Annotated in this window: 17 protein-coding genes; 12 read left to right on the forward strand and 5 right to left on the reverse strand. The window is 74.5% G+C overall.

The window, feature by feature from the left end:
* Positions 1–38: 38 nt before the first annotated feature.
* Positions 39–1,703 carry an alpha-amylase family glycosyl hydrolase gene (locus tag KBY32_RS16140; RefSeq protein WP_055621153.1) on the forward strand — a complete coding sequence of 555 codons (1,665 nt, stop codon included), beginning with the start codon at positions 39–41 and terminating at the stop codon, positions 1,701–1,703.
* Between the two features lie 146 nt (positions 1,704–1,849).
* Positions 1,850–2,605, forward strand: coding sequence for a carboxypeptidase regulatory-like domain-containing protein (locus tag KBY32_RS16145; RefSeq protein WP_210980526.1), 756 nt, complete (start codon positions 1,850–1,852; stop codon positions 2,603–2,605).
* Between the two features lie 13 nt (positions 2,606–2,618).
* On the opposite strand, the gene KBY32_RS16150 is transcribed toward KBY32_RS16145, so the two are convergent.
* Positions 2,619–3,077 carry an FxLYD domain-containing protein gene (locus KBY32_RS16150; RefSeq protein WP_210980527.1) on the reverse strand — a complete coding sequence of 153 codons (459 nt, stop codon included), beginning with the start codon at positions 3,075–3,077 and terminating at the stop codon, positions 2,619–2,621.
* A 187-nt stretch (positions 3,078–3,264) separates the two neighbouring features.
* On the opposite strand from KBY32_RS16150, the gene KBY32_RS16155 reads away from it, so the two are divergent.
* Positions 3,265–3,741 (forward strand): hypothetical protein, encoded by a 477-nt coding sequence (locus KBY32_RS16155; RefSeq protein ID WP_115504476.1) that lies wholly within the window; start codon positions 3,265–3,267, stop codon positions 3,739–3,741.
* A 35-nt stretch (positions 3,742–3,776) separates the two neighbouring features.
* Here the strand turns inward: KBY32_RS16155 and KBY32_RS16160 are convergent, their stop codons facing one another.
* On the reverse strand, positions 3,777–4,145 hold the full coding sequence (locus tag KBY32_RS16160) for a DUF6479 family protein (RefSeq protein WP_055621157.1): 369 nt from the start codon (positions 4,143–4,145) through the stop codon (positions 3,777–3,779).
* Positions 4,146–4,176: 31 nt separating this feature from the next.
* Complete coding sequence (locus KBY32_RS16165; protein WP_210980528.1) at positions 4,177–4,635, reverse strand: VOC family protein; 459 nt, start codon at positions 4,633–4,635, stop codon at positions 4,177–4,179.
* Positions 4,636–4,849: 214 nt separating this feature from the next.
* Between KBY32_RS16165 and KBY32_RS16170 the strand changes: the two genes are divergently transcribed.
* The 6 genes from KBY32_RS16170 (at position 4,850) to KBY32_RS16195 (ending at position 8,870) form a co-directional block, all read left to right on the forward strand.
* Entirely contained in the window at positions 4,850–5,227 is a 378-nt protein-coding gene (locus KBY32_RS16170) for a Tat pathway signal sequence domain protein (protein ID WP_115504479.1), read from the forward strand.
* A complete protein-coding gene (locus KBY32_RS16175) occupies positions 5,224–5,865 on the forward strand; it encodes a class F sortase (RefSeq protein WP_210980529.1) in 642 nt (213 codons plus the stop codon). The genes KBY32_RS16170 and KBY32_RS16175 overlap by 4 nt, the downstream gene beginning before the upstream one ends.
* A gap of 135 nt (positions 5,866–6,000) precedes the next feature.
* Positions 6,001–6,492 carry an RNA polymerase sigma factor gene (locus KBY32_RS16180; protein ID WP_055621161.1) on the forward strand — a complete coding sequence of 164 codons (492 nt, stop codon included), beginning with the start codon at positions 6,001–6,003 and terminating at the stop codon, positions 6,490–6,492.
* Positions 6,476–6,997: a hypothetical protein gene (locus KBY32_RS16185; protein ID WP_210980530.1), complete on the forward strand. Its 522-nt coding sequence runs from the start codon at positions 6,476–6,478 to the stop codon at positions 6,995–6,997. The genes KBY32_RS16180 and KBY32_RS16185 overlap by 17 nt, the downstream gene beginning before the upstream one ends.
* Positions 6,998–7,155: 158 nt before the next feature.
* A complete protein-coding gene (locus KBY32_RS16190; protein ID WP_374224949.1) occupies positions 7,156–8,379 on the forward strand; it encodes an SLC13 family permease in 1,224 nt (407 codons plus the stop codon).
* A gap of 5 nt (positions 8,380–8,384) precedes the next feature.
* Complete coding sequence (locus KBY32_RS16195; RefSeq protein ID WP_115504482.1) at positions 8,385–8,870, forward strand: universal stress protein; 486 nt, start codon at positions 8,385–8,387, stop codon at positions 8,868–8,870.
* 40 nt (positions 8,871–8,910) lie between these two features.
* Here the strand turns inward: KBY32_RS16195 and KBY32_RS16200 are convergent, their stop codons facing one another.
* Positions 8,911–9,456: a tellurite resistance TerB family protein gene (locus tag KBY32_RS16200; protein ID WP_210980531.1), complete on the reverse strand. Its 546-nt coding sequence runs from the start codon at positions 9,454–9,456 to the stop codon at positions 8,911–8,913.
* 228 nt (positions 9,457–9,684) lie between these two features.
* On the opposite strand from KBY32_RS16200, the gene KBY32_RS16205 reads away from it, so the two are divergent.
* Entirely contained in the window at positions 9,685–9,897 is a 213-nt protein-coding gene (locus KBY32_RS16205) for a DUF4287 domain-containing protein (RefSeq protein WP_210980532.1), read from the forward strand.
* 16 nt (positions 9,898–9,913) lie between these two features.
* Here KBY32_RS16205 and KBY32_RS16210 read toward each other — a convergent pair whose 3' ends face one another.
* Positions 9,914–10,234, reverse strand: a complete 321-nt coding sequence (locus KBY32_RS16210) for a GYD domain-containing protein (protein WP_055621165.1) — start codon at positions 10,232–10,234, stop codon at positions 9,914–9,916.
* Positions 10,235–10,944: 710 nt separating this feature from the next.
* On the opposite strand from KBY32_RS16210, the gene KBY32_RS16215 reads away from it, so the two are divergent.
* Both KBY32_RS16215 and KBY32_RS16220 read left to right on the forward strand, forming a co-directional pair.
* Entirely contained in the window at positions 10,945–12,351 is a 1,407-nt protein-coding gene (locus tag KBY32_RS16215) for an FG-GAP-like repeat-containing protein (protein WP_210980533.1), read from the forward strand.
* A 55-nt stretch (positions 12,352–12,406) separates the two neighbouring features.
* Positions 12,407–13,840: an FG-GAP and VCBS repeat-containing protein gene (locus tag KBY32_RS16220; RefSeq protein ID WP_210980534.1), complete on the forward strand. Its 1,434-nt coding sequence runs from the start codon at positions 12,407–12,409 to the stop codon at positions 13,838–13,840.
* Positions 13,841–13,908: the final 68 nt, after the last annotated feature.

Genomic DNA, 13,908 nt, shown 5'->3' on the forward strand with positions numbered 1-13,908 from the left:
GTTGGTGATGTCGCCGTACCGAGCCACGAGGAGACCGCGTGACCGTCCGCACCACCACGCCCGACCTCTCGTCCAGCAACCCCGACTGGTGGCGCCAGGCCGTCATCTACCAGGTGTATCCGCGCAGCTTCGCCGACGGCGACGGCGACGGGCTCGGGGACCTGAAGGGGATCGCCCAGCGCCTCGGCCACATCGCCGCCCTCGGCGCGGACGCCCTGTGGCTGAGCCCCTTCTACCCGTCCGAGCTGGCCGACGGCGGCTACGACGTCGCCGACTACCGGGACGTCGACCCGCGCCTGGGCACCCTCGACGACTTCGACGCGCTGGCCGCCGAGGCCCACCGCCTCGGCCTGAAGGTCATCGTCGACCTGGTCCCCAACCACAGCTCCCACCAGCACGTCTGGTTCCAGGAGGCGCTGCGCGCCGGACCGGGCTCGGCCGCCCGGGAACGCTACGTCTTCCGCGACGGACGCGGTGCCCACGGCGAACTCCCGCCGACCGACTGGCAGTCCGTGTTCGGCGGCAGCGCCTGGCAGCGGGTGCCCGACGGGCAGTGGTACCTGCACCTGTTCACCCCGCAGCAGCCCGACCTCAACTGGGAGAACGAGGAGGTCCGCGCCGACTTCCGGACCACCCTGCGGTTCTGGTCCGACCGGGGCGTCGACGGCTTCCGCGTCGACGTCGCGCACGCGCTCGCCAAGGACCTGAGCGAACCGCTGCGCGACCTCGGCACCCCCGAGCTGAGCCGCGAGGACGCGCTCCCCGACCTCCCGCCCGGCAGCCACCCCTTCTACGACCGCGACGAGGTCCACGAGATCTACCGCGACTGGCGCAAGATCCTCGACTCCTACCGCCCGCCCCGCATGGCGGTCGCCGAGGCCTGGGTGAACCCGGCCGCCCGCCGCGCCCTGTACGCCCGCCCGGACGAACTCGGCCAGGCGTTCAACTTCGAGTACCTCCAGGCCGGCTGGGACGCCGAGGAGCTGCGCCGGATCATCACCGACTCGCTCGCCACCGCCCGTTCGGCGGGCGCGTCGGCCACCTGGGTGCTGTCCAACCACGACGTCGTCCGGCACACCTCCCGGCTGATGCTGCCGCCCGGCACCGACGACAACGCCTGGCTGCTGTCCGGCGGCCACGCCCCCGAGGTCGACGAGGAGGCGGGCCTGCGCCGCGCCCGCGCCGCCACCCTGCTCATGCTGGCGCTGCCCGGCTCGTCGTACCTCTACCAGGGCGAGGAGCTCGGGCTGCCCGAGGTGGCCGACCTGCCCGTCGAGGTACTCCAGGACCCGGTGTGGGAGCAGACCGGGCGGGTGCGCAAGGGCCGCGACGGCTGCCGGGTCCCGCTGCCCTGGACGACGACCGGCCCGTCGTACGGCTTCGGCGCGGGCGGGGCCTGGCTGCCGCAGCCGGAGCGCTTCGCCGCGTACGCCGTCGAGGCCCAGGACGGCGTGGCGGGCTCGACCCTGGAGCTGTACCGCCGGGCGCTGCGGCTGCGCCGCAAGCTCCTGGACGGCGAGGAGCTGCGCTGGATCCCGGACGCCCCGGCCGGGGTGCTGCACTTCGCCCGCTCCGACGGCTGGCGCTGTGTCGCCAACCTCTCCGCCGGGCCGGTCGACCTGCCGGCGGGGGAGGTGCTGCTCAGCAGCGCCCCACTGGAGTCGGGCCGGCTCGCCCCGGACACGACGGCCTGGCTCGCGTAGGCGCCCGCCGCCGCGCCCGGACGGGTGGTAGCTGTCGTCCCTCCGGCCCCGTCCGGCCGCCGAGCGCGGGCCGGGCGGGGCCCCGGCCGCGAGAATCGCGGGCGAGGGTGGGGTACCGCCGAGGTATGTGAGGAGCTCCCCCGACGATGAGCAGGACCTGGAAGACGACGATCCTCGCCGCGCCGGCCGTCGCCGGCGCGCTGCTCGCGGCCGGACTGACCGGCATGGCGCAGGCGGCCGGCGGCTCACCCGACCCCGTGGGGCACGAGCTGTGGGCGAGCGCCACGATCGAGCCCGGCCGCGCGGGCATCGTCCACGTCGGCGGTTACGAGGGCGCCCCGCTCGGCGCCGGCAGCGTGCTGACGCTGACGGCACCGGCCGGGGCCCGGGTGACGGGGATGCCGTTCGCGGCGGCCGGCTTCCGGGGCACGGTGGCGGTGGGCGGCGCCAGCGCCTCGTACGCCTTCGAGGGGACGGCCGCCGCGACCGCCTGGCACGGGCGGACCTTCCCGTTCGTGCTGACGGTGGCCCCGGACGCCGAGCCGGGCACCCGGCTCCCCGACTGCACCCTGGCCCTCAGGGACGCCAAGGGCACGGTCCACCAGCGCGGCGGCTGCGCGGTGACGGTCGGCCTGCCCGCGCCGACCCTGTCCCGTCCACCCTCCGGAGTGGCCCTGGGTAGCGCGCCCGAGACCTCCGGCACCGCCTACCCGGGCGCCCAGGTCACCGTGGTGGACGCACTGGAGCAGGAGGTCTGCTCGGCCACCGCCGCGCCGGACGGCAGCTGGTCGTGTGTGCCGGGCGTGGCGCTGCCCGCAGGTCCTGGCCTGCTCCAGGCGACGGCCACGCTCAACGGGGTGTCCGCGACGAGCGAGCAGATCGCCATCACGGTCGCCGGCTGACCGCCTGAGGGGTTCAGTAGCGCACCGCCCGCGCCACCTCCGCGCGCACCTGGCCGCTCAGGTCGCGGGTGCTGCGGGCGGTGGCCTTGCCGGTGGCGCCCGCCGCCACGTCGGACACGGTCACCACCGCCGCGTCCAGCAGATTGCCGTCGTCGTCCTTGAAGTCGACCTGGACGGCGAAGGACTTCTTCGAGTCGGTGGTGTTCTCCGCCGAGATCTCCGCCTCCGCGCGCCCGTCCGCGTTCGTCCTCACCCCGCCCACCCGTACGGCGTCCTTCGCGTTCACGCCGCCCTTGATCTCGTCCAGCGCGCGGCCCGCCTCCGCCGTCGCCGAGGCGTACGCGGACGCCGCCTTGCTGGCCACCGAGGCGGGGGTGTCGTCGTCCGAGCACGAGGTGAGCGTCGCGACGGTGAGCGCGGCGGCCGTCAGCAGCACGGCGGTCCGGGTCCGGGGGGTGCGGGGAGAGGGCATGACGGCTCCAGGGAGGTGCGGCGGTCCCTCCAGTGAAGGCCGCGGCGGCCCCGCCCGCACCCCGGCCGTCACCCGATCGGCCCGTGCCCCCTGGTGGGCGGCCCCGGGCGCCCGGATCGTCGTAGCGACCGCAGCACCCGTTGGCACGACCGATCGCGTTCCACGCGAGAAGTGGGGTACGGCAGCCATGACCCAGCAGCAGTCGCAGGCGCACGCCACCGACGCGGCCCACAGCACCGCCGGCCCGTCCGCGTCCAGGGCCGCCTCCCCGTCGTACGGGCCCCGCCGTCCTTCCGGGGGGCTGACCGGCGCACTGGTCTTCGCCGGTGTGCTGATGCTGGTCGACGGGGTCCTCGCCATCCTCCAGGGCATCTCGGCCCTCGCCGCCGACGACGTGTACGCACGTGTCGGCGACTACGTCTTCAAGGGGAGCCTCACGACCTGGGGCTGGGTGCTGCTCGCCCTCGGCGTGGTCGCCGTGTCCGTCGGCCACGGCATTCTGCGGGGCGCCTGGTGGGCCCGGCTCACCGGCATCTTCCTGGCGTCGCTCGGCATGGTCGCGCACTTCCTGTTCCTGCCGTACGCGCCGGTCTGGTCGGTGATCATGGTGGCCGTCGACTTCTTCGTGATCATGGCGCTGGCCCTGGCGCCCGACCCCACCTGACCCGGCGCGCGGGCCGGGTCAGGAGCGATCGATGGTCAGCGGTGGCCGATGCCGCCGCCGCCGAAGGACCCGCTGTGCCCCGGATCCCAGCGCTTTCGGTGCTGGTCCTCGCTGCGCCTGCTGCTCGCGGCGTGCAGCTCGTGCGGCAGGAGACGTTCCCCGCCCTCGCCGTGCGGCACCTCGTCGGGCTCCCGCACCTCACGGATCTCGTGGACGGCACCGCCGTCGGGCAGATGCGTCTGTTCCTCCGGAGTGGGCCGCGGCGACTCCTTGTCGCGGACCCGCATGCCGAACTGCACCGCCCACACCAGTGCGCCGGCGATGAAAATCCCACCCGCCAGAGCGGCGATCCACCGAAGGACCTCGGTGGATGTGGCCGCCAGTTCAAGCGTCGCCGTAGTCATGTCTCAATTATCACCAAAACGGGCGAATAGGCTATGCCTGGGGTGAATCGCCTTCCGCCGGTTCCTCCGGCGTCTCCCCCAGCTCCGTGAAGAGCGTCAGCTGCAGGGCGCCCGGCGCCTCAAGCCGGGAGTTCAGGGAGTTCCAGGGCGTCCGGGTCGGCTCGGCCAGCACCTCGGCGCCGGCCGCCGCGAGCCGGGCGGTGACCGCAGGGGAGTCGTCCACCTGGAAGGCGACCCGGACGTGTCCCGCGACCCGGCGGCCCACCTCGACCTCGTCGATGTACTCCGCGTGGTGCGGGTCGGTCAGCTCCAAGGTGGCCCGGCCGGCGTCCAGGATCGTGACCCGGCCGTCCGGGGAGGAGAACGCCGCCTGCTCGGGCAGGCCGAGGACGTCCCGGTAGAAGCGCAGGGCCTCGTCGTAGTCGTCGGCCGTGACGACGAGCCGGAGTTCACGCACCCGGCCGGGCTGCTCGGCGGGGACCTCGGGCATGGCGTTCTCCTTCGTCGGAGGGCTGTGTCCCGTCAACTTCCCCTGCCGGCCGCGGCATTCCCTGGGCTGACGCTCCATCACCCGCACGCGGCACGCGCCCCGCACCGGCTTTGCCGGCTCTTTACAACCCGGCCCGGGGTCGCGTCGTCTCTCCGCTCGACCCGTCACCACCCGCCCGGCGTTCCACCGGGCGAACGACGAAAGAGAGCGACCGATGCGCCGAACCGTGTTCAGTGCCCTGGCACTCACCTGCACCGCCCTGCTGGCGAGCGCCGCCCCGGCCCTCGCCGACAGCTCCGCCCCGAGCACCGCCCCCAGCGCCGCCACCCGGACCCCCAGCCCGGCGCCGAGCGACCCCGCGCAGGAGGCCGCCTCGCCCGTGCCCAGCGAGCCGGCGCGGGACGCCGCCTCGCCGGTGCCGGCGGAGCGCGGCCAGGTCGCCGTCCGCCCGTCCGGGGCGCCCGACACGGGCGTGGCCGACTCGTCCTCCGGCACCTCCACGGGCGCCCTGACCGGCGCCGGCGCCGCCGCGGTGCTCCTGGCCGGAGGCGCGACGTTCGTCGTCCGGCGCCGGCGGACGCACGGCGCATGACGCCGCTGTCCCGGCGCGCGTTCGGCACGGCCGCGCTCGCCTCGGTCCTGGTGGGCTGCGGCGGCGGCGCCTCGGAGTCGTCCGCGAGCGCGCCCGCCCGCCGGACGCGGGGCACCGGGGGCGCCGCAGGGAGCGGCGAGCGGTCCGCCGGGTCGTCCGCGAACGCCGCACGCGCCCTGGGGCGTTCGGCCCCCGTCCGGCTGCGCATCCCCGCCATCGAGGTCGACACCCCGCTGATCCGGCTGGGCCTGGAGAAGGACGGCACCGTCGAGGTGCCGCCCATCACCGCCCACGACCGGGCCGGCTGGTACCGGCACTCGCCCACCCCCGGCGAGGTCGGCCCGTCGGTCGTCCTCGGCCACGTCACCGTGGGCGAGTACGGCGACGGCGTCTTCCACGACCTCAGCCGGCTGCGCAAGGGGGACCGGATCGAGGCGCGCCGACAGGACGGCAGCACCGCGGTATTCGCGGTCAGCTCCGTCCGCACGGTCGCCAAGGCCGCGTTCCCCTCGGACGACGTCTACGGGGACGTGGACCGGCCCGAGTTGCGGCTGATCACCTGCGGCGGGCCCCGCGAGGGACAGGAGTACCGCGACAACGTGATCGTGTTCGCGGTGCTGAGTCCGTCGTCCCCCTGACCGGCCCGCCGTCCCTCTGACCGGCCGCCGGGGCGGAAACCGGTTCCGGACCGCGCAACGCGCGCGGCCGGACCGGCATCCTCCCCCGTGACACCCCGGCCGGCGACCCGGTCGCCGGCCCGACCATGGAGAGCGTTGAAACGGTCCCGAGACGAGGCGGCGTCCGAGCTGTTCGCCGCCCTCTACCCCCGTCTGGCCGGCTGGTGCCGCCGGCTGGTCGACGACGACGAGACGGCCCACGAGATCGCGTCGGAGGCCTTCACCCGGCTCTGGGCCCGCTGGAGCAAGGTGGACGAACCGCGCGGTTTCCTCTACGTCACCGCCGCCAACCTGGTCCGCGACCACTGGCGCAAGCTGGAGCGCGAACGTCGGGCCGTGCGCCGCGCGACCACCGAGGCCGCCGTCGCCCCGCACCCCGAGCAGGCCGACCCGTCGGTCCGGCTGCTGGTCCAGTCGCTGCCGGAACGGCTGCGCATCCCCATCCTTCTCCACTACTACGCTGACATGCCGATCCGGGAGGTGTCCGTGCTGACCGGGCGCAAGGAAGGAACCGTCAAGGCCGACCTGCACGCGGCCCGCGAACTGCTCCGCGTCCACCTGAGGAGAAGCCTTGACCACTCGCATTGACGGCGACGAACCGGACGGCCGCGCCCTCGCCGACGACGACCCGCTGCTCGTCGTCCTGCGCCCGCCGTCCGAGCATCTGGCCGCGCCGCCCGGCCACTACGAGGCGATCCGCCGCCGCGCGTCCCGCCGCCGCCTGGCGCGTACGGCCGTCGGGGTGGGCGTGACCTGCGCGGTGGCACTGCTGGCCGCGCTGCCGTTCACCGGGCAGCGCGCGGACACGCCGACGTCCCCGGCCCCGCCGCTCGCGCCCCCCACGGGCGGCCGTACGGCACCGGCGACCCCGGAACCGGTGCCGAGCCCGAGCACGGAGCCGTCCGCCCGGCGGACACCGTCGGCGCCGCCGTCCGAGGCGTCGCGGACCGGCACCTCGGCGCCCGCCGACAGCCGGCGACGGGTGACGGACGCACCCGTGGAGGACCAGGCGGCCCGGCCCACGGCGTCCCCGAGCGCGCGGGGCGAGGTGCCGACGGTGGCACCCGGCCGCGAGACGGCCCAGCGGCGGTAGGGCGGGAGAGGGCAAGACCCCTGGTGGGGATCGGGGTGGGAGGGCCGAGGGGCGCCCGCGGCGGAGTACCGTGCGGCGAGATCGACCGGCGGACCCTCCGCCCCGCCCGGAAGGACCGGAAGCTGAACGCCTCGCTCGCGGAGACGTTGTCCGTGGCCATGCTCGTGCTCGTGCTGGCCGGTGCCGTCGTCCGGCCCTTCGGACTGCCCGAGGCGGTGATCGCCGTGCCGGCCGCGGCACTGGTCGTCGCCACCGGCGCCCTCTCACCCGCCCACGCGCTCGACGAGGCCGAACGCCTCGGCCCGGTGATCGGCTTCCTCGCGGCCGTCCTGGTGCTCGCCCAGCTCTGCGACGACGAGGGGCTGTTCCAGGCGTGCGGGGCGTGGATGGCGCGGACGGCGGCGGGCCGGCCGCGCCGGCTGCTGGGCCAGGTGTTCCTGGCGGCGTCCGCGATCACGGCCGTGCTCAGCCTGGACGCCACCGTCGTCCTGCTCACGCCCGTCGTGTTCGCCACCGCCGCCCGGCTCGGCGCCCGCCCCAAACCGCACGTCTACGCCTGCACCCATCTGTCCAACACGGCGTCCCTGCTGCTGCCGGTGTCCAACCTGACGAACCTGCTGGCGTTCGCGGCGAGCGGGCTGACCTTCACCCGGTTCGCCGCGCTGATGGCGCTGCCGTGGCTGGCGGCCATCGCCGTGGAGTACGCGGTCTTCCGGCGCTTCTTCGCCACCGACCTGGACGCGGGCGCGCAGGCCCCGACCGCGGGCGACGCCCCCGCACTGCCGCTGTTCGCGCTGGTGACGGTGGGCTGCACGCTGGCCGGGTTCGTGGCGACCTCGGCCATCGGCGTCGACCCGGCCTGGGCGGCCTTCGCGGGCGCGGCCGTGCTCGCCGTACGGGCCCTGCTGCGGCGCCGCACCACCGCGAAGGCGCTGCTGAACGCCGCGTCGGTGCCGTTTCTCGCGTTCGTCCTGGCCCTCGGGCTCGTCGTCCGCGCGGTCGTGGACAACGGGCTCGACACGGCCCTCGGACGCCTCGTCCCCGACGGCACGGGCCTGGCCGCCCTGTTCGGCATCGCCGTGCTCGCCGCGGTGCTCGCCAACGTCATCAACAATCTGCCGGCGGTGCTGGTCCTGCTGCCGCTGACCGCCGGCTCCGGGCCCGGCGCGGTCCTCGCGGTGCTGCTCGGCGTGAACATCGGCCCCAACCTGACCTACGCGGGGTCGCTGGCCACCCTGCTGTGGCGGCGTATCGTGCACGCCCACGACACCGAGGTACGGCTGGGGGAGTTCACCCGGCTCGGCCTGTACGCCGTACCCGCGAGCCTGTGCGCCGCCGTGGTGGCACTGTGGGCCTCACTGGCCGTGATCGGAGGAGGCTGAAGCCGATGGCCGTGGTCGTCTGGATCGTCGAGGGCACCTGGCCGGCCTGCGTGGACGCCGCGCGCCGGCACACGTCCGAGGACGACGGGATCGTCCTGCTGCACGTCACCGGGGACGACGTGGCCGAGGCCGCGCACAGCGCGTTCGCCGGGCTGCTGGGCCGCGGCCATCCCGAACGCGACCCCGGCACCCGGGTCGAGCACCTCGCCGCCGCCTCCGCCGAGAGCCTCCTCGGCGCGGCCGCCGAACGGCTCGGCCGGCCCTGCACCCGCACCGAGCGCACCGGCCGTGTCGAACGCGAGGTCGTCGCCGCCGCTGAGGGCGCCGACCTGCTCGTCCTGGCCCGCGACGGCGACCGCAGCCGGCTCGGCCCGCACAGCCTGGGTCCCGCCAGCCGCTTCGTCGTCGACCACGCCCCGTGCCCGCTGCTGCTGGTCTGGCCGGAGCCGGCGCCGGGGCTCACGACGATGCCGGGGGCGCCGCCGCACTGACCTCGCCGGGTCCGCCGTAGCACCGACCTCGCCGGAGTTCTTACAGACCGAACTCCTGCGGCGACAGGTTGAGCACCCCGCACGCCTCGCGCAGCACCTGCTCCTCGGCCGGGGCCACATAGCCGTCAGCTCCCGCCACGACGAACCCGGTCTGCACGACGGCACGGGCCTCCGTGGGCTTCTTCGCGGCCTTGGCGATCTCCTGGAGCGCGTCCGCCTTGCCCTGCTGGAAGTTGGCGGCCATCTGGTCCACATGCTTGTTGAAGCGCTGGCGCAGCTGCTCCGACGGGAAGTTCTGCAGGACGTCGTTGTTCAGGATCAGCGACTCCACATGCTGCCGCTCGGCCGGGTCGACATGCCCGTCGGCGGCGGCCACCAGGGCGCACACGGCCATGCTCGCGTCTCTGTACGCGCCGCTCTTCAACTCCGTCTTCAGCGAGGTCAGCTGGGACTTCAGCGCGCTCACCAGCTGCGCCTTCGAACCCCCGGACCCCGAGCCCGGGCGCCCGTGCCCGCCGGAGCCGCGGCCCTGGGCCTGCTGCTGCAATCCCTTGGCCTGGTCCTTGATCCGGTCCCACATCGCCATGCGTGCCACCTCGGCTTCGTATCGGTCGGCTCGGTCGCCGCGCGCTCCCGCACGTCACGGTGACAACTCCCGCCGCTCCGGCGAAGTTCCAGGAAGCCGTCACCCCGTCAGGTGACGTGCGGGGCGCCATGACGCAGCTCACATGCGCTGGGCGATCAGTTCCGCCGTCGCCGCCGGTCCTCCATGACGACAGACACAGCCACTCCAGTACCGGAACGGACGGACCACATGAGCGCACCGGTGAAGGGCCCCGCCTCCTACTTCCCCTCGATCGAGAAGAAGTACGGCCGTCCGGTCGAGCACTGGAAGGACCTCATCCGCACCTCGCCGCTGACCCGGCACATGGAGCTGGTCGCCTGGCTCAAGACCGAGCACGGCCTCGGGCACGGCCACGCCAACGCGCTCGTCGCCCACACGCTGGCCGAGCGGTCCGACGGCTGAGCGACCTCCCGGGACGCTACGCGCCGGGTGGCCGGAAGGACACCTGGCGGCGGGTCGCCTCGTCGATCTCGTCCAGGCTCAGCAGGGGGGTGGCCTGGGTGCGCAGGGCGCCGCTGGCCTTCACCCGGAGGCTGACGGCGGCCATCGCGACCGGGTCGGGGAAGTCGACGATGACGATGATGTCGTGCTCGCCGAAGGCGAAGTACATCGTCTCGACCGTCCCGCCGAGGCTCGCCACGGCCTGCTCGACCGCCGTGCGGCGGCTGCTCGCGCCCTCCTTGAGCAGCCCCTTGGTGCCCTCAGGGGTGTAGGTGGCCTGGATGAGGAACTTCGGCATCGGACGCTCCTGACCTCGTTCGCCGTTCGCTCGTTGTCGCAGCGCTCTGGCCGAGGGCCTTCCCGTCCGGGCGTACGCCCACCGCCCGGCGCCCGCGCTTTCACCCGTCGGGCCCCGGGGAAATTCGTTGAACTCGCGTACAACCCTTGGACCCCGCTGAAGGTCTCCTGAGAGTCGACTGTTCGTAAAGCCATGGCCAAGGCCAGGTGAACGAGGCAGGTCGCACCCCGTCTGCGATGCCCCGCCGGGCATCCCGCATGCCGCAGGAGATTTCGCATGCACCACGCGCACGTACCCGTGCACGCGGCCGCGCGCCCGCGCCGGCCCGCCGGTTTCCGCCGTGCCCCCGGGACGGCCACCGCGGCCGCCCGCCTGGTCTTTTCGCGCGGGACCGATCGCCGCGTCCCGGATGCCACAGGCGTCCCGGCCGTCCCGGCCGCCGGAAGCCCGGCCCCGCGCGTCCTCCTCGCCGCCTGACCCAAGCCCGGCCACCGGCCCGATCACCGGCCACCGGCCGCCCGTCCCCCCGCCGACACCCCCTCGCCCACCGGGCGGTGGCGGCCGGCGGGGGAGACGGACGGCCACCCCCGCGGCGGACCCCACGCCCGTACCGCGTCACCCGCACGGTCGGGTGTCCCGCCGCCCGCCGGGCCCGTTCCTCACCGTCCCCACGGGCCCGGCCCCGACCCGCCTCACCAGGAGCGACCACCTTGCGCAAGCGCCCCCTCCTCCTCGTCGCCACCCTCACCACGGGACTGCTCACCGCGCTCCCGGCGACCGCCGCCTCGGCCGCGCCGTCCAAGCTGGCCGGCGACTTCAACGGCGACGGCTACCGCGACGTCGCCGTCGGCGCCCCGTGCGCCGAGGTGGGCGCCGAGTCCTGCGCGGGCGCCGTCGTCGTGCTGTACGGCTCGTCCTCGGGCCTCTCCGCGAGCCGCAAGGCCGTGATCACCCAGAACTCCGCCGGCGTCCCCGGCACCGCCGAGTCCGGCGACCTCTTCGGCTCCTCGGTCGCCGCCGCCGACCTCGACCGCGACGGCTACTCCGACCTCGTCGTCGGCGCGTCCGGCGAGACCGTCGGCACCAATGTGAGCGTCGGCTCCGGCACCGTCCTGTGGGGCTCCACGTCCGGTCCGAGCGGCGGCAAGGGCCTGCCCCAGCCGTCCGGCCTCGCCCGGTACGGCGGCTACTCGTGGGGTGCCGCGGCCGCCGACTTCGACGGCGACGGCGACACCGACGTCACGCTCACCGGGCAGAACCACACCCACCTCTACCAGGGCCCGTTCACCCGCACCGGCGGCCCGCTCAGCCACCAGCGCGTCGGCGAGGTCGGCACCACGTACGACGTCATCGCCGGCGACCTAAGCGGCGACCGCGCCGCCGAGCGCGTCTACCCGATGTCGGTGGACGGCGACACCGGCGGGACGATCCTCACGTACCGCTGGACCGGCACGAGCTACAAGTTCGGCGAGCTGACCCAGGCGGACGGCATGAGCGGCTCGGTCGCCGACATCAACGGCGACGGCTACGGCGACCTCGTCCTCGGCGACGCCTCGGACCCGAGCGCCGACAAGCCCGGCGGACACAAGGGCGGCCAGATCACCGTCTGGTACGGCGGTCCGACCGGCCCCGACCCCGCGCAGAAGCCGACCGTCGTCCACCAGGACTCCACCGGCGTCCCCGGCTCCGGCGAGACCGACGACTCCTTCGGCTCCGAGGTGAGCACCGGCGACATCAACGGCGACGGCTACGCCGACGTCGTCGTGGCCGCCCCCGGCGAGGACCTCGAGAAGGCGAAGGACGCGGGCTCGGTCACCGTGCTGTTCGGCTCGGCGTCCGGTCTGAAGACGTCCGGCTCGACGTCGTACACCCAGAACACCGCGGGCGTGCCCGGCACCGCCGAGACCGGCGACCGCTTCGGCACCTCCGTGGACCTCACCGACGTCACCAAGGACGGCCGCGCCGACCTCACCGTCGGCGTCGACGAGAACGGCACCGGCGGCGTCTGGACCCTGCGCGGCGCCTCGACCGGCCTGACCACCAGCGGCGCCCAGGGCATCACCGCCACGGCCGTCTCCGTGAAGGGCTACTACTTCGGCTCGGACATCGCCCAGTGACGCGCCACCCCGCACCCCACTTCCGCACCCTTCCCATCTGAAAGGGGACCTCACCGTGCGCAAGCGCACCCTTCTGCTGGCGGCGGCCGTCACCACGGGCCTGCTGACCGCGCTCCCGGCCACCGCGGCCACCGCCGCGCCCTCCGGCCTGGACGGCGACATCAACGGCGACGGCTACCGCGACACCGTCGTCGCCGCGCCCCTGGCCAAGGTGGCCGGCAAGAGCAAGGCCGGCTACGTCGCCGTCGTCTACGGCAGCTCCAGCGGCCCGAACACCGGCAAGCGGCAGATCATCAGCCAGGACACCGCCGGCATCCCCGGCGTCCCGGAGAGCGGCGACTACTTCGGCGACCGCGTCACCACCGGCGACCTCGACGGCGACGGCTACACGGACATCGTCGTCGGTGTGCACGGCGAACGGATCGGCTCCACCGACGACTTCGGCGTCCTGACCGTGCTGTGGGGCGGCGCGAACGGCGTGGAGTCCGGCACCGACGTCTCCTCCCCGCTGCCCGAGTACCGCAGCGAGCTGGGCTGGTCCGTGGCCACCGGCGACTTCGACGGCGACGGCGCCACCGACCTCGCCGCGGTGAACCTGGCCTACCCGGAGCTGAACATCTTCAAGGGCCCGCTGACCCGCACCGGCAAGGCCGCCGCGCTCACCGGCATCGACACCAACGAGCAGACCGGCATCAACGCCGACCGGATCACCTCCGGCGACGTCACCGGCGACGGCCGTACCGACCTGCTCGTCATGGGCCAGGAGGAGTACAGCGGCGGCTACCGCACCCGCAGCGTCCTCTACAAGGGCTCGGCGTCCGGCCTCACCCCCGGCGCCAAGGTCGCGGGCGGCTACGCGTCCGTCATCGGCGACGTGAACAAGGACGGCTACGGCGACATCGTCACCGGCAACTTCATGGAGAAGTCCACCGACGAGCCCAACGGCGGCCTCGGCGGCGCCATCACCGTGACCTACGGCGCGTCCGGCGGCCTGAGCACCCGCACGCCCGTCCGCATCACGCAGGACACCGCGAACGTGCCCGGCGCCTCCGAGAAGAACGACGCCTTCGGCTGGAGCCTGGACGCCGGCGACACCAACGGCGACGGCTACACCGACATCGCGGTCGGCGTCGCCGAGGAGGACCTCGGCAGCAAGCGGGACGCCGGATCGGTCGTCGTCCTGCGCGGCTCCTCCTCCGGCCTGACCGGCACCGGCTCCAAGTCGTTCACGCAGGACACCACCAACGTCCCCGGCACCGCCGAGTCGTACGACTACTTCGGCCACTCCGTGCTGCTCACCGACGCCAGCAAGGACAACCGCGCCGAGCTCGTCGTCGGCGCCCGCGGCGAGAACGACGGCGCCGGTTCCGTCTGGACGCTGCGCGGCACCGCCTCCGGCATCACCGCCACCGGTGCCAAGTCCTTCGGCAGCGCCACGGTCGGCGGCGCCTCCGGCCTCGCCTACTTCGGCGACGTCCTGGCCGGCTGACCCACCGCACCACCCGGACCTCCCGAGGGGGCCGGCCGCCCGCGCCCCGCGGCGGCCGGTCCCACCGG

It is taken from the genome of Streptomyces sp. RK62, from assembly GCF_018070255.1.
Classification (GTDB): domain Bacteria; phylum Actinomycetota; class Actinomycetes; order Streptomycetales; family Streptomycetaceae; genus Streptomyces; species Streptomyces nigra.